The organism is Aestuariimicrobium soli, from assembly GCF_051192575.1.
Classification (GTDB): Bacteria; Actinomycetota; Actinomycetes; order Propionibacteriales; family Propionibacteriaceae; genus Aestuariimicrobium; species Aestuariimicrobium soli.
In genome coordinates this window covers 115797-138138 of sequence record NZ_JBPJSQ010000001.1, presented here as the reverse complement: position 1 = coordinate 138138, position 22342 = coordinate 115797, and the positions used below count along the sequence as shown (strand labels likewise).

General features: G+C 68.9%; 20 protein-coding genes. 4 read left to right on the top strand and 16 right to left on the bottom strand.

All coding sequences use genetic code 11. The features are described 5' to 3' along the window. Positions 1-159: 159 nt before the first annotated feature. Positions 160-705 carry a GNAT family N-acetyltransferase gene (locus ACSDQ9_RS00625; protein ID WP_435142547.1) on the bottom strand — a complete coding sequence of 182 codons (546 nt, stop codon included), beginning with the start codon at positions 703-705 and terminating at the stop codon, positions 160-162. Continuing rightward, a complete protein-coding gene (locus ACSDQ9_RS00620) occupies positions 705-2120 on the bottom strand; it encodes an RNA polymerase sigma factor (RefSeq protein WP_435142545.1) in 1416 nt (471 codons plus the stop codon). Before ACSDQ9_RS00620 ends, ACSDQ9_RS00625 begins: the two co-directional genes overlap by 1 nt. 131 nt (positions 2121-2251) lie before the next feature. Between ACSDQ9_RS00620 and ACSDQ9_RS00615 the strand changes: the two genes are divergently transcribed. The 3 genes from ACSDQ9_RS00615 to ACSDQ9_RS00605 all read left to right on the top strand — a co-directional run bounded on the left by ACSDQ9_RS00615 (position 2252) and on the right by ACSDQ9_RS00605 (position 6023). Beyond that, a complete protein-coding gene (locus tag ACSDQ9_RS00615; protein ID WP_435142543.1) occupies positions 2252-4444 on the top strand; it encodes a S9 family peptidase in 2193 nt (730 codons plus the stop codon). A gap of 109 nt (positions 4445-4553) precedes the next feature. Then, the gene (locus ACSDQ9_RS00610; protein ID WP_435142541.1) at positions 4554-5480 is read left to right on the top strand and encodes a sigma-70 family RNA polymerase sigma factor; all 927 of its coding nucleotides are present in this window, start codon (positions 4554-4556) and stop codon (positions 5478-5480) included. 81 nt (positions 5481-5561) lie between these two features. Further along, the gene (locus ACSDQ9_RS00605) at positions 5562-6023 is read left to right on the top strand and encodes a hypothetical protein (protein ID WP_435142540.1); all 462 of its coding nucleotides are present in this window, start codon (positions 5562-5564) and stop codon (positions 6021-6023) included. A gap of 28 nt (positions 6024-6051) precedes the next feature. Here ACSDQ9_RS00605 and ACSDQ9_RS00600 read toward each other — a convergent pair whose 3' ends face one another. From ACSDQ9_RS00600 to ACSDQ9_RS00575, 6 genes are all read right to left on the bottom strand, one after another. Further along, positions 6052-6924 (bottom strand): acyl-CoA thioesterase, encoded by an 873-nt coding sequence (locus tag ACSDQ9_RS00600; protein WP_435142538.1) that lies wholly within the window; start codon positions 6922-6924, stop codon positions 6052-6054. A 74-nt stretch (positions 6925-6998) separates the two neighbouring features. Beyond that, on the bottom strand, positions 6999-10886 hold the full coding sequence (gene hrpA / locus ACSDQ9_RS00595; protein WP_435142536.1) for an ATP-dependent RNA helicase HrpA: 3888 nt from the start codon (positions 10884-10886) through the stop codon (positions 6999-7001). Positions 10887-10933: 47 nt separating this feature from the next. Then, the gene (locus ACSDQ9_RS00590; protein WP_435142534.1) at positions 10934-11851 is read right to left on the bottom strand and encodes a universal stress protein; all 918 of its coding nucleotides are present in this window, start codon (positions 11849-11851) and stop codon (positions 10934-10936) included. Further along, complete coding sequence (locus ACSDQ9_RS00585; protein WP_435142532.1) at positions 11838-12245, bottom strand: pyridoxamine 5'-phosphate oxidase family protein; 408 nt, start codon at positions 12243-12245, stop codon at positions 11838-11840. The genes ACSDQ9_RS00590 and ACSDQ9_RS00585 overlap by 14 nt, the downstream gene beginning before the upstream one ends. A 7-nt stretch (positions 12246-12252) precedes the next feature. After that, positions 12253-13188: a T3SS (YopN, CesT) and YbjN peptide-binding chaperone 1 gene (locus tag ACSDQ9_RS00580; RefSeq protein WP_435142530.1), complete on the bottom strand. Its 936-nt coding sequence runs from the start codon at positions 13186-13188 to the stop codon at positions 12253-12255. 49 nt (positions 13189-13237) lie between these two features. After that, entirely contained in the window at positions 13238-14173 is a 936-nt protein-coding gene (locus ACSDQ9_RS00575; protein ID WP_435142529.1) for an AEC family transporter, read from the bottom strand. Between the two features lie 59 nt (positions 14174-14232). On the opposite strand from ACSDQ9_RS00575, the gene ACSDQ9_RS00570 reads away from it, so the two are divergent. After that, on the top strand, positions 14233-14745 hold the full coding sequence (locus ACSDQ9_RS00570; protein ID WP_435142527.1) for a VTT domain-containing protein: 513 nt from the start codon (positions 14233-14235) through the stop codon (positions 14743-14745). Here the strand turns inward: ACSDQ9_RS00570 and ACSDQ9_RS00565 are convergent. The 8 genes from ACSDQ9_RS00565 to ACSDQ9_RS00530 all read right to left on the bottom strand — a co-directional run bounded on the left by ACSDQ9_RS00565 (position 14727) and on the right by ACSDQ9_RS00530 (position 22342). Continuing rightward, the gene (locus ACSDQ9_RS00565) at positions 14727-15434 is read right to left on the bottom strand and encodes an ABC transporter ATP-binding protein (protein ID WP_435142525.1); all 708 of its coding nucleotides are present in this window, start codon (positions 15432-15434) and stop codon (positions 14727-14729) included. The genes ACSDQ9_RS00570 and ACSDQ9_RS00565 overlap by 19 nt on opposite strands. After that, a complete protein-coding gene (locus ACSDQ9_RS00560) occupies positions 15427-16215 on the bottom strand; it encodes an ABC transporter ATP-binding protein (protein WP_435142523.1) in 789 nt (262 codons plus the stop codon). The genes ACSDQ9_RS00565 and ACSDQ9_RS00560 overlap by 8 nt, the downstream gene beginning before the upstream one ends. Further along, positions 16212-17948 carry a branched-chain amino acid ABC transporter permease gene (locus ACSDQ9_RS00555; protein WP_435142521.1) on the bottom strand — a complete coding sequence of 579 codons (1737 nt, stop codon included), beginning with the start codon at positions 17946-17948 and terminating at the stop codon, positions 16212-16214. The genes ACSDQ9_RS00560 and ACSDQ9_RS00555 overlap by 4 nt, the downstream gene beginning before the upstream one ends. Beyond that, positions 17945-18892, bottom strand: a complete 948-nt coding sequence (locus ACSDQ9_RS00550; RefSeq protein WP_435142519.1) for a branched-chain amino acid ABC transporter permease — start codon at positions 18890-18892, stop codon at positions 17945-17947. Before ACSDQ9_RS00550 ends, ACSDQ9_RS00555 begins: the two co-directional genes overlap by 4 nt. Before the next feature lie 82 nt (positions 18893-18974). After that, a complete protein-coding gene (locus ACSDQ9_RS00545; protein WP_435142517.1) occupies positions 18975-20186 on the bottom strand; it encodes a branched-chain amino acid ABC transporter substrate-binding protein in 1212 nt (403 codons plus the stop codon). 144 nt (positions 20187-20330) lie between these two features. Then, on the bottom strand, positions 20331-21068 hold the full coding sequence (locus tag ACSDQ9_RS00540; protein ID WP_435142515.1) for a GAD-like domain-containing protein: 738 nt from the start codon (positions 21066-21068) through the stop codon (positions 20331-20333). 79 nt (positions 21069-21147) lie between these two features. Continuing rightward, positions 21148-21846, bottom strand: coding sequence for a polymorphic toxin type 15 domain-containing protein (locus ACSDQ9_RS00535; protein ID WP_435142513.1), 699 nt, complete (start codon positions 21844-21846; stop codon positions 21148-21150). 1 nt (position 21847) lies between these two features. Continuing rightward, on the bottom strand, positions 21848-22342 hold the full coding sequence (locus ACSDQ9_RS00530; protein WP_435142511.1) for a WXG100-like domain-containing protein: 495 nt from the start codon (positions 22340-22342) through the stop codon (positions 21848-21850).

Here is a 22342-nt window from a genome sequence, read left to right as displayed (position 1 = left end):
GCGCACTGCGCGATGTTGAACACTCGCCAGCCCGCGCGTTTCGCAACGATTGTGTAACAGCCATCTGACTAGGCATGATGGCCGTGAGCGAGGCGTTCAATTCGCGCATGAGCACTGCGCAGTGCCCCCCGCGGACCCGCAGGGGTGGACGATCGCGGGTCAGCCCCGCACGAGACGAATCTCGCGGTGCCCGGCCAGTGAGCCGGTGAGGTCGGCGACGACGCCGTCGGGTTCGAACCCGTGTCGGCGGTAGAAGGCGAGCGCGCGCGGATTGTGCTCCAGCACCCACAGATGCGCGGGTGCGTCCCCCATGGCCATCTGCAGCAACCGGTCGGCGATGCCGGAGCCCTTCGCGACGTCGAGCAGGTAGATCATCGCCAGCTCGAGCGACGTGGGGGCCTGCGGGTCAGCCGTGACCGTCGCGTGGGCGACACCGACCCAGGCGTGGCCGCCGCCCTCGGGCTCGGGCGCGTGGGTGTCGATGACCCCCCAGAAGTAGCCGCCGCGTCTGGCCGCATCGGCCCATGCGACGGCGGTCTGGGCCGCCAGCTCGTCCTGACGCGCGAAGACCGCCTCGTCGAAGTCGTAACTCTCCCGCCAGGCGCGGGCCTTCATCGCCGCCAGAGCGGGCAGGTCCTCCAGCGCCGCCTGACGGATGCGGAATCGTCCGTCGAGGCGACGCCGGGTGCCGGAATCCGGCGACATCAGTCGAGGTAGTCCCGAAGCACCTGCGAGCGCGACGGGTGGCGCAGCTTCGACATGGTCTTCGACTCGATCTGGCGGATGCGCTCGCGCGTGACCCCATAGACCTTGCCGATCTCGTCGAGCGTCTTCGGCTGCCCGTCGGTGAGACCGAAGCGCATCTGCACCACCCCGGCCTCGCGCTCGGAGAGCGTGTCGAGCACGTCGTGCAACTGCTCCTGCAGCAGCGTGAAGTTCACGGCGTCGGCGGGCACGATCGCCTCGGAGTCCTCGATCAGGTCACCGAACTCGGAGTCGCCGTCCTCACCCAACGGAGTGTGCAGCGAGATGGGCTCTCGTCCGTACTTCTGCACCTCGACGACCTTCTCGGGGGTCATGTCGAGTTCCTTGGCGAGTTCCTCGGGGGTTGGTTCGCGACCCAGATCCTGAAGCATCTGACGCTGCACGCGAGCCAGCTTGTTGATGACCTCGACCATGTGCACCGGGATGCGGATGGTGCGGGCCTGGTCGGCCATGGCGCGGGTGATGGCCTGCTTGATCCACCAGGTCGCATACGTGGAGAACTTGTAGCCCTTGGTGTAGTCGAACTTCTCGACGGCGCGGATCAGACCCAGGTTGCCCTCCTGGATCAGGTCGAGGAAGAGCATGCCGCGGCCGGTGTAGCGCTTGGCGAGCGAGACCACCAGACGCAGGTTGGCCTCGAGCAGGTGGTTCTTGGCCTTGCGACCGTCCTCGGCGATCCACTCGAAGTCGTCGAAGTCCTTGGCCGACACCTTCACCGAGGGATCGTTGAGACGCTCATCGGCGAACAGGCCCGCCTCGATGCGCTTGGCCAGCTCGACCTCCATCTCGGCGTTCAGCAGGGCAACCTTGCCGATCTGCTTGAGGTAGTCCTTGACGGGGTCGGCGGTGGCACCGGCGGTGACCACCTGCTGCTCGGGTTCGTCGGCGTCGTCGGCGTCGGAGAGGGAGAAGCCCTGGTCTTCGTTCAGCTCCTTCTCGAGGGGAGCCTCCTTCTCGGGCGAGAACTGCGCGTCATCGACGTCGTCGAGATTGCGCTTCTTGCCCCCGACGGTCAGCACGAGGTCATCGCCGTCGCGCTCCGCGGTGACCTCGATCTCGCGGTTGGCGACCTGCTCGACCGTCTCGGCCACGGTCGCGGTGCCGGCCTTGGCCCGACCGCCGGTGGTCTTGCGGGCGGTGGTCGCCTTCGCAGCCGTGGCGCGGGGGGCGGCGGTCTTGGCGGTGCTGGTCTTGGCGGCTGCGCTCTTACCCGGGGAGGTCTTGGCCGTGGTGGTGGTGGCCGCCTTGGCGGGGGCGGCAGCCCTCGTCCGGGTGGTCTTGGCGGGTGCCTCGGAGGTGGTGTCGTCGGCGGGCTTCTGACCGGTGGAGCGTGGCGTCACAGGGATCCTCTTCACGTGGATGAGTCGTTCGAGGGCGCAGGAAAGCCGGTGGCTGTCAAGACCCGTGCCGACCATCATGCCACGCCCCGCCAACCTCACCCAAGCCGACACGGGTGTGACGCACCGCATCCGGCTAGCCTGACGCCATGACCGACCAGACCGCTCGTCCCACTCCCCCGGTGGCGGACCGCCGCCCCATCGCGCGCACCCATCACGGCGACACCTTCGACGACCCCTACGAGTGGCTTCGCGACAAGCAGAACCCCGAGGTGATCGAACTGCTGAACGCCGAGAACGCCTACGCCGACGCGATGACCGCCCACCTGGCAGACCTGCGCCAGGAACTGTTCGACGACATCGCGGCCCGCACCCAGGAGACCGACCTGTCGGTGCCCTCGTTCACGCGACACAGCGGCGGTGACGCCTGGTGGTACTACACCCGCACCTTCGAGGGCAGCGCCTATCCGCTCTACTGCCGCGCGCCGGCCGCCGACCGCGACCACGCCCCCGACCTCGAATCGGGTGAGATTGCGGGCGAGCAGGTCTTCCTCGACGGGAACGCCGAGGCCGAGGGCCACGAGTTCTTCTCGCTGGGAGCCCTCAGCGTCTCGCCCGACGGCAGCCTGCTGGCCTTCTCGGTCGACGTGGCCGGCGACGAGCGCTACGACCTGTCCGTGCGTCGCCTCGACACCGAGGCCTTCGGCGAGACCTTCGGACCGGTGGTGACGGGCATCGCCCACGGTGCCACCTGGGCGGGCCAGACCCACCTGTTCTACCAGCGGGTCGACGAGGCCTGGCGCCCCCATCAGGTGTGGCGCCACGAACTGCGCACGGATTCGTCCGCCGATGTGCTGGTCTTCGAGGAACCGGACGAGCGCTACTGGGTGGGCATTGATTCCTCCCGCGACGACCGCTGGCTGGTCATCCACAACGGGTCGAAGCTCACCTCGGAGGCGTGGGTGCTGCCCGCCGACGACCCCACCGCCACGCCGGTGCGGGTGGCCGAGCGGGTCGAGAACGTCGAGTACGGGGTCGAGGTCGGCGACGGGGTGCTGTACCTGCTGCACAACCAGAACTCCCCCGACTTCGAGATCTCGACGGCTCCGCTGACCTGGAACCCCGAGGCGGGCGAGCTGGCCCCCCGCGACACCTGGACGAGCTTCGCCCCCGCGACTCCCGGGGTGCGCTACACGGCCGTCGAGGCCTACCGGGACTTCGTGGTGGTCAGTCGCCGCCGCGACGGCATCGCCGGCGTGCAGGTGCATCGCGACGGCGAGATCACCCAGCTCGATTTCCCCGAGGAGGTCTACGACGCCCAGACCGCCGGCAACGAAGACCTGGACACCGATCGTTTCCAGCTCACCTACACCTCGCTGGTCACCCCGACCACCGTGCATGACTACCACGTCGCGCGCGCCGAGTTGATCCAGCTGAAGCAGACGCACGTGCGTGACCACCCGACCCGGGGGGCCTACCGCGCCGACGACTACGTCTCGGAACGACAGTGGGCCACCGCCGCCGATGGCACGCGCATTCCGCTGTCGATCGTCCGCCACCGCGACACCCCGATCGACGGCACGGCGCCCTGTCTGCTCTACGGCTACGGGTCGTACGAGATCTCGATCCCCCCGAGCTTCGCCATCAGCCGGCTGTCACTGCTCGACCGGGGCTTCGTGTTCGTGATCACCCACATTCGCGGCGGTGGTGAGCTCGGTCGCGCCTGGTATGACGACGGCAAGACGTTGACCAAGAAGAACACGTTCACCGACTTCGTCGACTCGGCCCGCTGGCTCGTCGACCACGACTACACCTCGCCCGACCGGCTGGTCGCCGAGGGGCGCAGCGCGGGCGGCCTGCTGATGGGAGCCATCGCCAACCTGGCCCCCGAGCTGTTCGCGGGCGTGCATGCGGGCGTGGCCTTCGTCGACGCCCTCACCACCATCCTCGACCCTAGCCTGCCGCTGACGGTCACCGAGTGGGAGGAGTGGGGCGACCCGCTGCACGACCCCGAGGTGTACGCCTACATGAAGAGCTACACCCCCTACGAGAACATCGCTGCCGTCCGCTACCCGCGCATCCTGGCCACGACCGGTCTCAACGACACCCGGGTCTACTACGTGGAGCCGACCAAGTGGGTGCAGCAGTTGCGCCACACGATTCCTGCCGACGTCGCGCAGCCGGTGTTGCAGAAGACCGAGATGGTGGCCGGGCACGCCGGCGTCACCGGTCGCTACGACCAGTGGAAGGAGCGTGCGTGGGAGTTGGCGTGGATCATCGACGTCGCCACCCAGGACTTCGACACCCAGGACTCCCGGGGGCAGGCTACGACCGTGGTCTGACCTGCTGATCGCTGTTGGCGTACTCAGGGCCAACTCGGGGTTCCCGGTGCAACAAACCCCCTGCGTCGGGCGTTGAACAGGGTGAATGTCGCATGAAAGGGGCACCCGGATGATCACCACCAGGACGCGCACTCGCACCAGCGAAGGAATCGACGGCAAGGACGCGGTCGGGCTCTACTTGGAGTCCATCGCGAAGACCCCCCTGCTGACGGCCGAGGAAGAGGTGATGCTCGCCCGCCGCATCGAGGCCGGCGTCTTCGCCCAGGCCGTGCTCGACGGCACGGTCACCACCACGGTCGAGGCCACCGCGGACGAACTGCAGGCCATCGCCGACGACGGTGATCGCGCGATGCAGCACTTCATTCGCGCCAACCTTCGGCTGGTCGTCAGCGTCGCCCGCAAGTACTCGCGGGCTCCGATGCCGCTGCTCGACATGGTGCAGGAGGGCAACACCGGGCTGATTCGTGCCGTCGAGAAGTTCGACTACGCCAAGGGCTTCAAGTTCTCGACGTACGCCACCTGGTGGGTGCGTCAGGCCATCAGCCGCGGCATCGCGCAGCAGGGGCGCATCGTCCGACTGCCGGTGCACGTCGCCGAACAGGTCAACCAGGTCTCGGCCGCCCGCCGCAATCTGGAACGCCAGTTGGGGCGTGAGCCCGAGGTCGAGGAGATCGCGGCCGAACTCGCCCTCGAGCCCGAGCGCGTCGTCGAACTGATGCGCTACAGCCGTGACCACATCTCCCTCGACGCCCCGGTCGACGAGGACGGTGACACCTCCCTGGGTGACTTGATCGCCCGCGAGAACGCTCCCGGCCCCGACGAGACCGTGCTCGACGGTCAGGACCGTGGGGTGCTGGAGGGCATGTTGAAGAACTTGGACGAGCGATCGGCCGACGTCGTGCGTCGCCGCTACGGCCTGCTGGACGGACGGCAGGCCAAGCTGGCCGACATCGGCGCGGTCTGGGGCATCACCGCCGAGCGCGTGCGCCAGATCGAGCGCAACGCCCTCGCGGCGCTGCGCACCACGGCCGCCTGAGGCTCGTCCAACCACCGACTGCCGCCGTCGACCCCCTCTCCCGGGTCGGCGGCGGCAGTTCGTGTTCCCAGGGCCCGTGGCGTGTGGTCGTCGACCGCCCACGGCACAGTCGAGCACTGCGACGACCGCCTGCAGTCGGCCATGCGGGCGGCGACCACGGCGGTGCTGACCGAACGCGGGCTGGATCGGGCCACCGCCCTGCCCGAGGAACTACTCGACGCCCGCGTGCGCGCCACCCAGCTCACGCGCAACGTTCCCGGCGGCTGGTGGTGTTGTCAGGACGATCCGGCCGCGGCCGACGAGGCCCTGATGGGCTCGCTCCGACTCGATGAGGTGGTGCGCATCGCCGCCTGCAGCGACGGCGCCACCCGCGGTCACCAACTGCTGGACGCCTGGACCCTCGCCGAGTTCGCGGACCTGCTGGCCTCACCCCAGGGTGTGCTCACGGCCACGCGGACGGCCGAGGACGAGCAGGCGGAGTGGCTCGTCCGCTCGCTGCAGAAGCCGCACGACGACCTCACGGTGGTCACCCTGACTCCCTGAAGGTCGACGCCGCTTCGCGGGCGGCTGGTCAGTGGCGGGCGGTGCCGGGCACGACCCGAATCAGGCCCTCCTGGTTGCAGGTGGCGACTTGCAACCCGTGTTGCAGCAGCCGGCCCATCGAGAACCCCAGCGCGTGCGAGGCCGACGGGCTGACCTGGTCGTAGAGGATCCACTGGTCGGCCCGGATCGGCCGGTGGAACCACATGGCGTGGTCGATGCTCGCGGCCTGAAGGTCGGACGACAGGAACGCCACCTCGTGCGGCACGGTCGAGACCCCCAGCAGGGTCATGTCGGACAGGTAGGCCGAGATCGCCTGGTGCAGGCGCACGTCGTCCGGCAGGGCCTCGGTGGTGCGCACCCACACGCGCATGTGGGCCGTGTGGGAGCTCGGGACGAGCTCACCGAAGCGCCCGGAGTCGCCGGCGAAGCGCACGTCGAGGGCGTCCCATTCGTGGAACAGGCTCATCTCCGAGCCGAAGCGGCTGGTCATCACGTCGACCAGGCGCGGGCAGTCCTCGGGGGCCGGCACCTCGGTGGGCGCGGGATCGGAGTGGGTGAAGCCGTCCTCGAGCTCGTGGAAGCTGGCGCTGAGCGTGAAGATCACCGCGCCGCGCTGGCGGGCAAGCACCCGCCGCGCCGAGAAGGTGCGACCGTCACGGGTGGTCTCGACGTCATAGATGATCGGGGCATCGGTGCTGCCGGGTCGCAGGAAGTACGCATTCAGCGAGTGGCAGATCCGGTCGCTGGGCACCGTGCCGTAGGCGGCCATCAGCGCCTGGGCGAGCACCTGCCCCCCGAAAGTGCGCTGCCAGGTGGTCGTGGGTTGGCTGCCCCGGTAGAGGCCGACCTCGATCTCCTCGAGGCTCAGCAGGTCGACGAGTTCGGCGGTGGTCGCTGGCACGGGGACACTCAACCACGGATGGGCGATCGGCGGCCATGTCAGCCTCCCGCGCCGGGGTGAGGACGGTGCCTCGCTCAGAGCTTCTTCAGCGCCGTTCGCACCCGCTTGGGCGAGATCGGCACCGCGGTGCGCAGCGTCTGCGCGAACAGGCTGACCCGCAGCTCCTCGATCAGGAACGCGACCTCCTCCACCGGCGGCGACAACGGTCCGGCGGGCTGGCGGTCGACGACGGCCGCGTAGGCGTCCTCGAGTTCGTCCACCTGGTCGGCCAGTTCGGCATCGCGAGCCGGGTTGCGGGCGGCGGCCTCCAGCCGCAGCGCCATGGCCTGCACGTAGCGGGGCAGCTCCGAGAACCACGGATCGGGAGTGGCCGAGATGAAGTTCGGGAACACCAGGTTCTCCAGTTGGCGCGCGACATCGGTGCACGCACCGGGCACGGCGTTGGCTCGCACCAGTTCGAGCACGTCGAGGCGCCGCGTCAGGGTCTGGGCGACGGTCGAGACCACCGTGCGCATGGCGTCGGCCTGCTCCTGGCGCACGTGCAGGGCGACCTCGTCGTAGACCGCCTGCGATCGCACCCCGTCGAGCGAGCCCAGCCGAGCCGTGGCCAACGACTCCACCGTCTTGAGACGGGCGTCGGCCAGCAGGTCGGCCACCGAACCGTAGGGCGAGTGCGGCAGCGCGACCTTCTCGGCATTGCTCAGGTGCGAGACCACCCACTTGGTCGGGTCGGGGTTGGTGCGCACCAGCAGGCGCCGCACCCCGCGGTGGTGCGACCGGGCCTGCGCCTGGGGCGAATCGAGCACCACCTGGCCCACCGTCGATCCCTCGTCGGTCAGCGCCGGGTACCCGACGGCCTTCCCGGCACCGCGCCCGACCTCGACGGTGGTGGGCAGGTCGCCGAAGCTCCAGCTGGTCTGCCCGGTGATCCGGTCGGACGAGGTCGCCCGGGTCAGGTTGCGCGACAGTTGCGCGGCCAGTTCGGTGCGCAGTTCGGCGAAGTCCTTCGAGATCCGATCCGGACGACTCTTGCTGGTGACCTGGAACCGCACGCGCAGGTGATCGGGCACCTCGTCGGGGCGCCACGCCTCGGCCGGCACCCGGTTCCCGGTGAGAGCGGCCAGGGCTCGTCCGAGTTCGTCACAGAACCGCTGGGAGCGATCGCCACCGGCGGCGTGCTCGTCGAGCCACCGCAGGGCGTCACGGGCATGGTTGGGGGCGGGCACGAACTGGGTTCGCACCTGCTTGGGCAGGCCGCGGATGAGTTCGGTGGCCAGTTCCTGACGCAGCCCCGGCACCTGCCAGCTGAACGGCTCGGCCGTCAGCTGGTTCAACAGCCGCATGGGCACCGTGACCGTGACCCCGTCATGCCCGGAACCGGGTTCGAACACGTAGCGCACGTCGAGCCGCACATCGCCGACCTGCCAGTGGTCGGGGAAGGCGCCGGAGTCGATCGAGTCGGTGTCGTCGCGGATCAGGTCGTCGAGGCTCAGTTCGAGCACGGACGGATCGTCGATCCGCCGCCACCAGGCGTCGAAGTGGCTGGCCGAGACCACCTCGTCGGGAATGCGACGGTCGTAGAAGTCGACGATCACCTGGTCGTCGACCACGACGTCGCGGCGCCGGCTGCGTTCCTCGATCTCTTCGGCCTCGCGGCGCACCGCGGCGTTGTGGGCGAGCACGGCGTGCCGGTTCGGCCAGGCCTGCTCGACGAGGGCCTGCCGGATGAAGATCTCGCGGGCCTCGACGGGGTTGATGCGGGCGTAGCTGACGGGCCTGTCGGCGACGATCGGCACGCCGTAGAGACTGACCCGCTCGTAGGCGACCACCGAGCCGGAGTTGGACGACCAGTGCGGTTCGGAGTAGGAGCGCTTGAGCACGTGCTCGGCGACCTGTTCCACCCACTCGGCCTCGATCTCGGCAACCATCCGGGCCCACAGTCGAGTCGTCTCGACCAGCTCGACCGCCATCACCAGTGGGGGCGGGTTCTTGGCGTGCACCGAACCCGGGTTGATGGCGAATCTGGCGCCGCGGGCCCCGAGGTACTCCCGCGGGCCGGGCCGGGTGCGCTTGCGGGGGCCGCTCCCCCGCTGCGGGGTGGGCTCGCGCACGTCGGCCAGCCCGACGTGGCCCAGCAGCCCCGACAGCACGCTGGTGAGCACCTCCGACGTCGGCGCGGCCGACTCGTTGCGGCGCCACCCGAGTTCCTTGCACAGCTCGCGCAGTTGGGCGTGCAGGTCTTCCCACTCGCGCACCCGCAGGAAGTTGAGGTACTCGTCGCGGCACAACCGGCGGAACGCATTGCCCGACAGTTCGCGTCGGGCGGTGCGCAGGTAGGTCCACAGTCGCACCAACGGCAGGATGTCGCCGCCCTCGCCGGGCGGTGGCCCCTGCTCCTTGCGGGTGTTGGTGTGGGCCGTGTGCCGCAGCGGCCGGCCCTGCTCGTCGGTGGCCGCGCCGGGCTTGGGGATCACCTCGCGGGTGAACCTGGCGTGCATCGCGTCGGCCTGCTCGCGCTTCTCGGTGGGGCGTTCGCGCACGTCGGGGATGGCCAGGGCAGCGACGACCACCAGCACCTCGCGCAGACAGTCGCGCCGCTGGGCCTCGATCAGCATGCGCCCCAGGCGCGGATCGACGGGCAACTTCGCCAGCGCGTGGCCGGTCCTGGTCAACCGCGGGTGGTGGCGATTGCCGGGCGCGAGGGCACCCAGTTCGTCCAACAACCGCATGCCATCGGTGATCTGGCCACGGTCGGGCGCCTCGACGAAGGGGAAGGCGGCGATGTCACCCAGCCCGGCCTGGGCCATCTGCAGGATGACCGAGGCGAGGTTCGTCCGCAGGATCTCGGGTTCGGTGAACTCGGGACGGGAGGCGAAGTCCTCCTCGGAGTACAGCCGGATGCACACGCCGGGCGCCACGCGACCACAGCGGCCGGCGCGCTGGTTGGCCGACGCCTGCGAGACGGGCTCGATCGGCAGGCGCTGCACCTTCGTCCGGGCCGAGTAGCGGCTGACACGCGCCGTGCCGGGGTCGACGACGTAGCGGATGCCGGGCACCGTGATCGAGGTCTCGGCCACGTTGGTGGCGAGCACGACGCGCCGCCCGGTGTGGGCCTGGAAGACGCGTTGTTGCTCCGCGGACGACAACCGCGCGTACAGCGGCAGCACCTCGGTGTCGGGCAGCTTGAGAGCATTGACGGCCTCGGCCGCGTCGCGGATCTCGCGCTCACCCGACAGGAACACGAGGATGTCGCCGGGGCCACCGCCGGTGTTCTCGGTGAACAGCTCCTCGACGGCGGCGGCGATGCCGGCCACCTGGTCGTCGTCGCCGGTGCCGTCGCCGAGTGGGCGGTAGCGGGTCTCAACGGGGTAGGTGCGGCCCGACACCTCGACGATGGGTGCGCCGTCGAAGTGCTCCGAGAACCGGGCGGTGTCGATGGTCGCCGAGGTGATGATCACCTTCAGGTCCAGGCGCCGGGACAGCAGTTGCTTGAGGTAGCCGAGCAGGAAGTCGATGTTGAGGCTGCGCTCGTGGGCCTCGTCGATGATGATCGTGTCGTAGCGGCGCAGGTCGCGGTCGCGGGTGATCTCGGCCAGCAGCACGCCGTCGGTCATCACCTTGACGCGGGTGTCGCGACCGGCCTGTCGGGTGAACCGCACCTGGTAGCCGACCACCTCGCCGAGCGGGGTGTTGATCTCGCTGGCGAGTCGTTCGGCCACCGAGCGGGCCGCGATCCGGCGGGGCTGGGTGTGGGCGATCCGGCGGCGTCCCCGGGCCAGAGCGATCTTGGGCAGCTGGGTCGTCTTGCCCGAGCCGGTCTCGCCGGCCACCACGATCACCTGATGGCGATCCAGCAGGTCGCCGATCTCGTCGGCGCGCGCCGAGATCGGCAGCGTCGGCACGCAGGTCAGGTCGAGCCCGTCCGGGAGTTCCGGGGCGGTGGACTGGCGGGGGTGATTCATGGCGCCGCCAGCCTACGCGGTCACCACCCCCGACCGCCCGTCAGTTGTCAGTGCACGACCATGAGCGGGCTCTTGGCGTGCGCCAGCACCGCTCGCGTCACCCCGCCGATCGAGAAGCCGATCACCGACGGGGGCCGCATGCCCAGCACCAGCAGGTCGACCTCGGACGAGGTGGCGATCAACTGCTCCACCGGGTGCCCGAGGATCACCCGCAGGTCGTGGTCGACCTCGGGGAAGTCCTGGGCCACCGACGAGACCAGATCGGCCAACTGCAGTTCGGCGGCGCGCTTCATCTCGGCCTCGGCGTCGTTGGTCAGCCGGTAGCCGCCGAACATGCCCGGCGGCACGTTCGACTGCACCGTCATCGCCAGCACCGAGGCGCCGCGGCGTTGGGCCTCCTCGAAGCCGGCGCGCAGGGTGAGCGTCGAGTGCTTGTCGCACTCCACACCGACGGCGATCACGCCTCGGTCACCGGTGGCCGACGGGTTGGCGGCGTTCGAGATGACCACCACGGGGCAACTGGCGGTCGAGGCCAGCGACACGCTCGTCGAGCCCACGAACATGCGCTCGAGGCCCGAGATGGCCCGTCGTCCGATCACCAACAGTTCGGCGTCCTTGGCCAACTTGGCGAGCACCGCGGCGGCGTTGCCGAGCACCACCTCGGTGTGGATGCGGTCGGCCGGCATGCCGATCTCGGTGGCGTGGGCGGTGGCCTCGGACAAGACCTCGCCCGCAGCCGCCTCCAGGCTCGACGGGTCGTAGACGACACCCCAGGTGCCGGCCAGCACCGCATCGTCGACCGCATGCACGAGCAGCAGGTCGATCTCGCGGCCCACCGCCGTGCGGACGGCGTAGGCGACGGCGCGCAGGCCGTCCTCCGAGCCGTCCACCCCCACCAGCACGTGCGGGCGCAGCTCGCCCGCAGGGGCAGCTTCGGAATGGGTTCCAGACTCATGCGTAGACATCGACGTCCCTTTCGGTTCCGGGAGCCACGGATCGTCCGCTGATCTCGGTGATCCTGATGGCTCGGGTCAATTCTCTCTCGCCCGGCGCCCAAGGGTCAGGAGTGGGCACGGTCGTGCGGCCGGAGTCCTCCAACACGCCCCGGGCGATCACGCTCCACCCGGTGCGGGTCTCGGCGTCGACGTCATCGATCTCGAAGACCACCTCGCCGAGCGCGCCCGCCAGCGGGGAGCGGGGGGCGGTGCGGAACCAGATGGTGTCGCCGTCGCTGGAACAGGTGACGGGCAGGATCTGCACGCGTCCCTCGATCACCCAGCCCAACCGGCCGACGGCGGCCGCCCGCAATAGCAGGCGGCATTCGGCCGGCTCGATGACCGCGAAGTGGCCGTTGTCCATGCCGACCTCACTCCACGCCGGGCTGGAAGGTGGTGCGACCGTGCAGCTTGGCCGCCAAGTCGTCGTCGATGCCGTCGGCCACCTGACTGATCATGCGCAACGCCTGGTGCAGATGGGCGGGCACGAACGGGTGCGCCAGCATCGAGACCTGCACGAAGACCCGGTCGCGGTGCAGCGCGAATCGACCGTGACGGGCCTCGACATTCAGATCGTTGAGCACCTCGACGGCCCGCGACCGGCCGGCGACCTCGTGCACGAGGGCCGAGAACAGCAGCACCTCTTCGGCGTCGGGGGTCGACCGGATGAACACCATCGTCGAGCCGACGCGGATCGCGAAGTCGCCCTCGGAGTCACGCATGGCCTCGTGGCCGAACATCTGCCGCAGTTCCTCGCCGATCAGGTCGTCGAGGTGGTCGCGGCTCTGGGGAATGATCGCCACCAGGTCGGAGTCGTCGAACGGGCTGCGGCGGGCCCGGCTCGACTGCTCGGTGGGAACGCTTCCCTGCAACACCTCGGCGAGGTGGTCGGGGGCCAGGAAGACCGGGTGCTGCACCCCGTAGACGTCCCTCAGCGTGCGCACGCCGATCTCGGCCAGTTCCAGGGACTGCTCCTGAGGCCGCACGATCGTGAAGTGCGGGCTGGGGTGCTCGCCCTCGGTGCTGGGCGGCTGCCACCCCAACTGCTCGAGCGCCTCGAGTTGGGCGACGTCGAGCTGGAACCCCTCCCCCAGTTCGGCGTTGCTGGCGGCCTCGGCGATCACCTGGTCGGGACGATCGGCGGCCACCGCGTACCGGACGAAGGGGCCAGCGTCGGCACTCGACGAGAGCGTGCCGATGGTCAGCTCACCGTCGGCGATCACCGAGATCACCTCGGAGAGTCGGCCGGTGAACTGCTGCCACGCCTCGGTGATGCTGCGGTCGAGGTCAAAATCCTGGTCGGGCATGCGCCCTCCTTTCACCGCCAACCTAACGCGGTTCGCGGTCAAAGCGACATCAGCCGTGCACGAGAGCCGCAATCAGCGTGATCGTGGGGATCGACGCGATGGTGGTGATGAACACCGTGTCGCGGGCCAGCACGATGCCGCGGCTGTACCGCACGGCCCAGACGAACACGTTCTGCGCCGTCGGCAGCCCGGCGATCACGGTGACGGCCATGGTCTGGGTGGGGTCGAGCGAGAACGCGCGGGCCAGCAGCCAGGCGATCAGCGGCTGCCCGAGCAGCTTCAGCCCGCTGGCCAGCCCCGTCTCCAACCCGGCACCGCCTCGTCCGGGAAGGGGGCCGAGCCGAAGCGACAGGCCGTAGGCGATCAGCATGCAGGGCACGGCCAGCGCGCCCAGCAGTTCGAGCGGGTCCGCGATCGGCGAGGGAATGCGCCAGTTCAGCACGTTCATCACCAGCCCCAGCACGGTGGCAATGGTCATCGGGTTGCGCAACGGCAGCGACAGGTTGCGCAGCAGGCTGGGGGTTCGTCCGCTCTCACGGGCCGCGTCGGCGTCGAGAAGCGACAGGCAGATGGGCTGCAGCACCGCCACCTGGATGAGCAGGATGGGCGCCACCCAGGTGACGTCCTTGAGCACGTAGGCGGCGATCGGGATGCCGAGGTTCGCGGCGTTGACGTAGCCGGAGGCAAAGGTGCCGATGATCCGGGAGGGCCGGTCGAGCCGCGGCCGGAGGACCAGCGAGACGCCCAGGAAGACCAGCATCGACGCCACCGCGGCCAGGAAGCTCACCAGCAGGTTGACCGCGAACACCCGCTTCAGGTCGGCGCGGGCCATCATCGCGAACAGCAGGGCGGGCGATCCGATGAAGAACGTCACCTTGCTGAGCACCTGCTGGGCGGTCTCGTCGAGCACGCGCGTGTGGGCGAGCACCCAGCCGACACCGATCACCACCCAGATGGTCAGGAACCCGAGAAGGACGTCGATCACGGACGACAGGCTACGGGTTGGCTTGGATACGATGGCGCGGTGATCGACTGGCGTCGCGGGTGAACCCGCTCGAGTGGGAGGCCCCCTGGGGTGTCGTGGCGCTCGGGTTGTTCGTGATCGTGATGCTGCGCGCCAATGGCACCTACTGGCTCGGACGAGCGCTCGGCTCCGGCGCCGCCCGCAGTGCCCGCTACCGTCGACTGCTGGAATCGCCCGGCTACCGCCGCGTGGTCGGCTGGATCGAGCGCTGGGGCCCGCCGGTGGTGTCGGTGTCGTTCCTCACCGTGGGCGCGCAGACACTGGTGAATCTCGCCGCGGGTGTCACCCGCATGCGCCTGCGCCACTACCTGCCCGCCGTCACCGTCGGCTGTGTGCTCTGGGCCGTGATCTACTCCACGGTCGGATTCGTGGGGGTGCGCGCGTTCACCGCGCTGCACTCCCGCTCCCCCGTGGCCGCGTGGACGGTGCTCGCGGTCGCCGTGGTCGCGCTGGTCTGGTTCGTGATCAGCAGGGTGCGGGGCGAGCGGGACGAACCGGCGACCGACGACGCGCCTCAGCTCTCGCCGAGGTAGGCCCGCTTCACCCGGTCGTCGGCCAGCAGTTCGGCACCGGTGCCCTCGAGGGTGATCGACCCGACCTCCAGCACGTAGGCCTTGTCGGAGAGTTTCAGCGCCGCCGCCGCATTCTGCTCGACCAGCAGAATGGTGGTGCCCTCGGACTGCAGGGTGCGGATCGTGGTCATGATGCGTTGCATCATCAACGGCGACAGACCCATCGACGGCTCGTCGAGCATCAGCAGGCTCGGCCGCGACATCATGGCCCGCCCGATCGCCAGCATCTGCTGCTCGCCACCCGAGAACGTGCCCGCCGGCTGGGTGCGACGCTCCCGCAGCACCTCGAACAGGTCGTAGGCGCGTTCGAGATCCTTGCGGACACCCGCGGCGTCCTTGCGGGCGAAGGCACCCAGGAGCAGGTTGTCCTCCACCGTCAGCTTCGGGAAGATGCGCCGACCCTCGGGGGCATGGGCGAGCCCCAGCGTGACGATCTTGTGGGCGGGCGTGGTGTCGATCCGCGCCCCCCGGAACGAGATCGTGCCCGACTGCGGCCGCAGCAGGCCCGAGATCGTGCGCAGGGTGGTGGTCTTGCCGGCGCCATTGGTGCCCAGCAGCGAGACGACCTGGCCCTCGTCCACCGAGAACGTGATGCCCTTGACGGCCTTCACACGTCCGTAGGCGACGACGAGGTCACGGACCTCAAGCATGGCTCTCCTCCTCGGGGCTGCCGATGTAGGCCTCAATCACCCGCGGATCGGACTGCACCTGTTCGGGGGTGCCCTCGATCAGCACCTGACCGCGGACGAGGCACACCACCCGATCGCACAGGTTGAAGATGAATCGCATGTCGTGCTCGATCACGACGATGGCGAGCCCCGAGTCGCGGATCTTGAAGATCAACTCCTCGGTCTCGCGGGTCTCCTGCGGGTTCATGCCCGCGGTCGGCTCGTCGAGCAGCAACAACTGCGGATCGGTGGCCAGGGCGCGGGCGATCTCGAGGCGCCGCTGGTCGCCGTAGGACAGGTTACGCGCCAGGGAGTTGCCCTGCCCCGACAGGCCCACGTAGTCCAGCAGTTCCGAGGCCCGGTCACGGGTCTCGGCCTCCTCCCGCCGGTGCTTGGGGCCGCGCAGAATGGCGGTCAACGGGCCCGCGGAGGTGCGGCAGTAGCGGCCCACCATCACGTTCTCGAGCGCGGTCATGTTGCCGAACAGGCGAATGTTCTGGAAGGTGCGCGCCATGCCGGCCCGCACCACCTTCGACGGACGAGGGGGCAGCACCTCGTCGGAGAACGTCACTCGCCCCGACGTGGGTCGGTAGAGCCCGGTGAGGCAGTTGAAGAAGGTGGTCTTGCCGGCCCCGTTGGGCCCGATCAGCCCGACGATCTCGCCCGCGTGCACCTGCAGGTCGACGTCATTGACCGCCACCAGACCACCGAAGCGCATGGTCACGCCCCGGGCCGCCAGCAGCAGTTCAGCGGTGTCGCTCATGCGCGTTCCTCCACGAACTCGTAGGGCAGGTCATCGTCGAACTCATCGGCCAGATCCTGGTCGTCGGTGTGGAACTCCAGCTGGCGACGACTGTTGGGGATCATGCCCTCGGGCCGGAAGCGCATCATCAGCACCATCAGCAGACCGAAGCCGAGCATGCGGAACTCCGACAGGAAACGCAGCTTCTCGGGGACGAGCTTGAGCAGCACGGCGCCGACGATGACGCCGAGCACGGTGCCCATGCCGCCCAGCACGACCGCGGCCAGCAGGAACGCCGACTCGAGGAAGACGTACTGCTCGGGGGTGGCCTGCGTGTCGACGTGGGCCTTGACCGAACCGGCGAGCCCGGCGAGGAAGGCGCCACCGGCGAAGGCGAGCAGCTTGAGCCCGAAGACGTTGACCCCCATCGCCTCGGCGGCCTTCTCGTCCTCACGGATCGCCACCCAGCCACGCCCGATGCGGGAGTAGTTGAGTCGGGTGAACACCCAGATGATCAGGGCCATCACGATCAGCATCAGGAAGAAGTAGTTGGCGAACCGACCCAAGGTGATGCCGGCCACCACGTGTTCGGCGCCGAAGTCGAAGCCGAACACCTTCAGGTTCGGGATGCCGGGGATGCCCGAGGCGCCGCGGGTGATGTTGGGGCCGTCGGTGCCGTCGAGGTTCGACATGGTGATCCGGAAGATTTCTCCGAAGGCCAGGGTCACGATGGCCAGGTAGTCACCGGAGACACGCAGGGTCGGCGACCCGATGATGAGCCCCAGGGTGGCCGCCACCAGGCCGGACACCAGCACCACCACGATGAAGGGCGGGTGGATGTCGAAGGTGGCGTAGGCGGAGCGGGAGAGCACGGCCGCCACGTAGGCGCCCGCCCCCAGGAAGGCGATGTAGCCGAGGTCGAGCAGCCCGGCCAGCCCCACCACGATGTTGAGGCCGACGGCGGTGGCCGCGAAGATCAACACCTGCGTCGCGATGGACATGTTCTCGTCCGAACCGTTCTGGGTGAACGGGAACAGGAAGGCCACGGCGAAGGCCGAGAAGACCAGCACCTTGCGGTGTCGTTGACCGGCGACCGCCAACCACGTGCCCAGCCCCGAGCGGGCCGCGATCACGATCATGGCGGCCAGGTGCACCAGCAACACGATGAAGGTGTCGCCGTCGCGCTGGTTGAGGGCGTAGCTGACCAGCATCAGGCCGCCGAGCAGGACGACGGCGATGGTCACGATCTCGAGCACCGGCACGTGCGGGGCCCGCTCCAGGGAGGGCGACTGTCGCGACGAGAGCAGGCGGGTGCCGAGCACGGCCAGCGCCGAACCAGCCAGCGCCACCCAGCCGCCGTACTCGACGTTGACCAGGCCCCCCAGAGTCAGGGCGATGGAGGCCAGCACGACGACCACGAACGCGAGCAGGCCGAGGGCTCCGGCCCGGGCCGCCCGGTTCCAGGCGACACGGTGCAGCAGCTTGGTGCGTCCCTTCACCCGGGTCAGGCGGGACGAGACGACCGCGCCCACGAGCATCAGGGCCACGATCAGCGCCAGGGCGCCGCCGGCGAACTGCAGCGGCGAGGGCCCGCCGAGGTAGGTCATGTTGTCGAGTGGTTCCGACCCGTACGACCACGGCAGGTAGATCGACGCCACGGCGATGAGCGCCCCGACCAGGGCGACCAGTCGACCGGTGCGGTAGTGCTTGGCCTTGATGGTTTCGGGGATGCGAGGCAGTGTCAGTCGGTTCATGCGCGGTCGACCACCTTCGCACCGACGATGCCCTGGGGGCGGAAGACCAGCACCAGGATGAGGATGACGAAGGCCCACACGTCCTTCCAGGCCGATCCGCCGAACTGTCCGGGAATCAGGGTGGACGCCATGGCCTCGATCAGGCCGAGGGCGAGCCCGCCGATGACGGCCCCGTGCACGTTGCCGATACCGCCCAGCACGGCTGCCGTGAAGGCCTTCATGCCAGCGATGAAGCCCATCTTGAAGTCAATGTTCCCGTAGCGCAGTCCGTGGGCGAGGCCGGCGACGGCGGCCAGCGTGGCGCCGACGGCGAAGGCGATCATGATGATCTTGTCGACGTCGATGCCCATCAGCCGGGCCGTGTCCTGGTCCTGCGAGGTGGCCTGCATGGCTCGTCCGATCGAGGTGCGGTGGATGAACCAGTACAGGAAGATCCAGCAGACCGCAAGCGCCACCAGGGTGAAGATGGCGCTGCGCTGCACCAGCAGCCCGCCGCCCAGGTCGACCGGAGGCCCGGTGAAGAACTGGATCTCGGGCAGGGTGACGGCCGACTTGGCATTGGGGAAGCCGGGGATCTCGCCGTAGAACAGGCGGACGAACTCCTGCAGGAAGATGGAGATGCCGATGGCGGTGATCAGCGGTGCCAGCCTGGGCGAGTTGCGCAGCGGTCGATACGCGAATCGCTCCATCAGCACCGCCGTGAGCACGGCCACGGCGATGCCCCCGACCAGCATGATCGGCAGGATCCACCAACTGAGCACGTTGCCGGACTTGCCGAGCACCAGCCAGGTGCCCATGGCACCGAAGGCACCCACCATGAAGATCTCGCCGTGCGCGAAGTTGATGAGTTGGACGATGCCGTACACCACGGTGTAACCGACCGCGATCAGGGCGTAGAGGGCCCCGAGGCTGAGGCCGGCGATCAACTGTTCGACGATTTCCATCGACGGATTCTCCTCACCGAGGGGTGGGGAGCCGCTGTTCGCACAGCCGCTCCCCACCACACGTGTCTGGACGGGTCAGGGTTCAGCCCAGCTCGCCGGTCTTCTCAGGGGCCCACTTGCCCCCGGTGACCTTGTAGACGGTGAGCACCTTCGCGACCGCATCGCCGAACTCGTCGAAGCCGACCTTGCCCGTCGCCCCGTCGAAGCTGACCTTGCCGACCGCATCGATGGTCGCCTGGCGGGCGCCCGCGACATCGGCGGCATCCTTCAGCGAGGTCTTGAGGCCCTCGATGATGGCGTTGGCGGCGTCGTAGGCGTAGGCGCCGTAGGCCGAGTAACCGTCCTTGTAGCCGGCGGCGCTGTAGTCCGACACGTACTTCTTGGCCGAGTCCAGGCTCTCGACGGGGGCGCCCACCGAGGTGGCGAGGTCACCGTTGGAGGTCGAGCCCGCCTTGTCGATGAACTGCTGGTCGAAGATGCCGTCGCCGCCCATCACGGGCACGTTCAGACCCGCCGCCTTGAGGGCGCGGCTGAAGGGACCGGCCAGCTGGTACTCGGTGCCGTAGTAGACCAGTTCGGGCGCCTTGCCCTTGATGGAGGTGATGACGGTGCCGAAGTCCTCCTGCTTGACGGCGGTCTCCTCCCCCACGACCTCCCCACCCAGTTCCTTGAACTTGGCGGCGAAGGCCGCGGCCAGGCCCTGCCCGTAGGGCTTCTTGTCGTTGACCACGGCGACCTTCTTGATGCCGGAGTCGAAGACGTACTGCGCCGCGAACGGACCCTGGATGGAGTCGACGGTGCACACGCGGAAGTAGTTGGCGTGCGGCCGCTTCGGGTTGGCGATGTCGCTGCCCTTGGTGAGGTAGTCACCGGTGTTGGCGGGCGAGACCTGCACGATCTTCTTGGCGTCGAGAATGGGCTGCACGCCCTGCGACACGCCCGAGTTCAGGGTGCCGACGACGCCGATGACGTCGGGGTCGGACGAGAGCTTGGTGGCGGCGTTGGCGCCGACGTCGGGGGTGGCCTGGTCGTCCTCGGCGGCCATCACGAGTTCCCAGCCGGGAATGGCGTTGGCGGCGTTGGCCTGCTTGATCGCCAGCTCGACCGAGTTGCGGATGCCGAGACCCATCGCCGACAGGTCGCCCGACAGCGGGGCGATCACGCCGATCTTGGCCGTCTTCTTCGAACCACCACTCGACGTGCCGGTCGTCTCGCCACGGGTGCCGCAGGCCGAAAGGCCCAGTGCGGCGGCACTGATGCCGACGGCGCCGAAGAGCAAGGACCTTCTGTTCACGATTCCTCCTGCAATGAAGCTGTGACCGCCCTCGGGCCACGCGTGGTGAGAACTCTTGCGAAGGATCGTCACTCTGAGAAGAACATTCCGCGTCCCAACCGTGACTTGTGACGAGACTGTTACGTGAGCGACTCAGGGCGGCCCTCAGCCCTCGTCGCCGCCGATCCAGTCGTCGACGGCTGCCTCGCGCTGGTTGCGGGTGGCAACGATGTCACCCTTGACGTCGGCTCCCTCCAGGGTCGCCAGCAGCATCACGTGCGGCACGGCCTGCTCGATGACCGCCGTCCCGACGGCGGTCTGCCCGCCCAGCGCCGGCACCGGCGCGAACGTGTACATGGTCTCGGACGACACCGGCCCCAGCTTGGCCAGGCACTGCTCGAACAGGCCGGCACCCTGGTTGTCGAACAGGTCGAAGGAGTCGCGGTCGAGGTTGCCCAGCAGGGCCGACAGGCCAGTCTCGAACATCACCGGGTCGTCCTGGGTGTCTGAGTGGTCCGAGGGGTACACCTCGCCGCGCAGCGTCGAGATCATCAGGCTCGGGCCCGTGCGGGGGCCCCACAGGTCGATGTGTCCCAGTGCCGAACGGCGCACGGGCCACCAGTCGTCCGATCCCAGTTCGAGGTCGAGGCTCCCGGTCCAGGCGTCGGTGGCGTCCTTCCAGGCCAGCGGGTCGCACAGCCAGAATCGTCCCTCGTCGAAGCCGGCGAACCCGAACCGGCGCCAGACCTCGATCATCACCTTCGGCATCACGGGGGCGAGCTGCCGCTCGTGCTCCGGGGTGAAGGGGGCGCCGGGGATCACACCCAGGCCCTCCAACTCGGAGCACACGTACTCGACCAACATGGCGAACTGGTCGGCGAACTCTGCGGGGATCTCGGGCATGGGGTCTCCTGTGCTGGGTGTGCGAGGTGGGAGCGGGACGAGCCTAGCCGTCCGTCGGTGACGGGCGACGAGGGGTTCCTCAGAAGTCGAAGGTCAACCGGATCGGGTCGTTGGGCGGAAGCGACTCGAGTTGCCGGATCAGATCGGGCTTGAGGTTCTTCCATTGCGAACCGATCGAGGAGTTGACGTTCGAGGCGCCGAAGGAGTCCCAGTTGCCGTTGCGGCCGATGCGATCGAGCCCACCCGCGACGATGTCGGGCTCGTGCAGCGCGGCGACGGTGCGCATGAAGCCGTCGGTGCGGGCCTTGGCCAGGGCATCGGCGTCCTTGAACGGGTTCCCGGTGCTGGTGAGGTTGAAGGTGTCGAGCTGTCGGGCCAGTTCGGCGGGGTCGCGCATGGCGAGCGCCTGCATCTGCTTGCGCTGCTGCGTCGTCATCTGGTCGGTGAACGCTTTGCGCGCCTCGCGCTGGGCCACCCCGTCACGCACGGCCGGATTGTTCAGCCGGTCGAGCAGTTCCTTGGGCGACACGTCACCGATGGCGTCCAGCTGGCGCTGCAACTGGCGGCGCATCTCGGCCGAGTGACCCGCCATGCGCTCGGTCAGCTTGAAGTCGACCTTGACGGGCTTGGCGGCGGCCTTGGCCGCCCCCTGGGCGGCCTCGCGGCCACCCTTGGCGATGCCCTTGTCGGCGGACTTGGCCGCCACCCGCAGGTAGTCGTCGAGCATCTCGGCGAAGATGCCCCGCATGGCCTTGCTGGGTTTCACCTTCACGGCCATGTCAGGCTCCCATCAGCTTGCTGATACCGAAGTTGATGGCCATCTCCAACAGCTTCTGGCACAGGATCTTGGCCACCGGGATCCAGCCGAGCGAGGCGCCACAGGTGGGAATGGCCGCCGCGATGGCGGAGGCGATCTGGATGACGGTGGCCACCAGGTTCACCACGAACGCGATCTTGAGCGCGATGATGGCCGCGCCCACGAGGAACATGCAGCCGCCGAGGATGTTGGCGCCGAGGCTGAGCTTCTGCGCGACGTCCCGCACCCCCTCCTCCTCGCTGAACTCCGTGCGGAAGGCCTCCATGGCGTCGCCCATGTTCTTGGTGAGCGCCTCGTTGGCGCCCTCGTCCGCGATCTGGTTGACCCCGCCCACCTCGGACGCGTAGCTCATCCAGCGCTGGCCGTAGTCGAAGACCCGGTCCTCATTGCCCTCGGGCCATTCGTAGCCGAGTTCGTTCAGCAGTTTCGACGCCTCTGCGGGCAGCATCACGGCCAT

Bases quoted from the DNA above. Each gene is read 5' to 3' on its own strand.
- ACSDQ9_RS00615 (WP_435142543.1), top strand. From the start codon at position 2,252: ATGACCGACCAGACCGCTCGTCCCACTCCCCCGGTGGCGGACCGCCGC.
- ACSDQ9_RS00590 (WP_435142534.1), bottom strand. From the start codon at position 11,851: ATGTCTACGCATGAGTCTGGAACCCATTCCGAAGCTGCCCCTGCGGGC.
- ACSDQ9_RS00555 (WP_435142521.1), bottom strand. From the start codon at position 17,948: ATGAACCGACTGACACTGCCTCGCATCCCCGAAACCATCAAGGCCAAG.
- ACSDQ9_RS00610 (WP_435142541.1), top strand. From the start codon at position 4,554: ATGATCACCACCAGGACGCGCACTCGCACCAGCGAAGGAATCGACGGC.
- ACSDQ9_RS00535 (WP_435142513.1), bottom strand. From the start codon at position 21,846: ATGGCCGTGAAGGTGAAACCCAGCAAGGCCATGCGGGGCATCTTCGCC.
- ACSDQ9_RS00540 (WP_435142515.1), bottom strand. From the start codon at position 21,068: ATGCCCGAGATCCCCGCAGAGTTCGCCGACCAGTTCGCCATGTTGGTC.
- ACSDQ9_RS00580 (WP_435142530.1), bottom strand. From the start codon at position 13,188: ATGCCCGACCAGGATTTTGACCTCGACCGCAGCATCACCGAGGCGTGG.
- ACSDQ9_RS00565 (WP_435142525.1), bottom strand. From the start codon at position 15,434: ATGCTTGAGGTCCGTGACCTCGTCGTCGCCTACGGACGTGTGAAGGCC.
- hrpA (WP_435142536.1), bottom strand. From the start codon at position 10,886: ATGAATCACCCCCGCCAGTCCACCGCCCCGGAACTCCCGGACGGGCTC.
- ACSDQ9_RS00550 (WP_435142519.1), bottom strand. From the start codon at position 18,892: ATGGAAATCGTCGAACAGTTGATCGCCGGCCTCAGCCTCGGGGCCCTC.
- ACSDQ9_RS00560 (WP_435142523.1), bottom strand. From the start codon at position 16,215: ATGAGCGACACCGCTGAACTGCTGCTGGCGGCCCGGGGCGTGACCATG.
- ACSDQ9_RS00530 (WP_435142511.1), bottom strand. From the start codon at position 22,342: ATGGCCGTGATGCTGCCCGCAGAGGCGTCGAAACTGCTGAACGAACTC.
- ACSDQ9_RS00585 (WP_435142532.1), bottom strand. From the start codon at position 12,245: ATGGACAACGGCCACTTCGCGGTCATCGAGCCGGCCGAATGCCGCCTG.
- ACSDQ9_RS00625 (WP_435142547.1), bottom strand. From the start codon at position 705: ATGTCGCCGGATTCCGGCACCCGGCGTCGCCTCGACGGACGATTCCGC.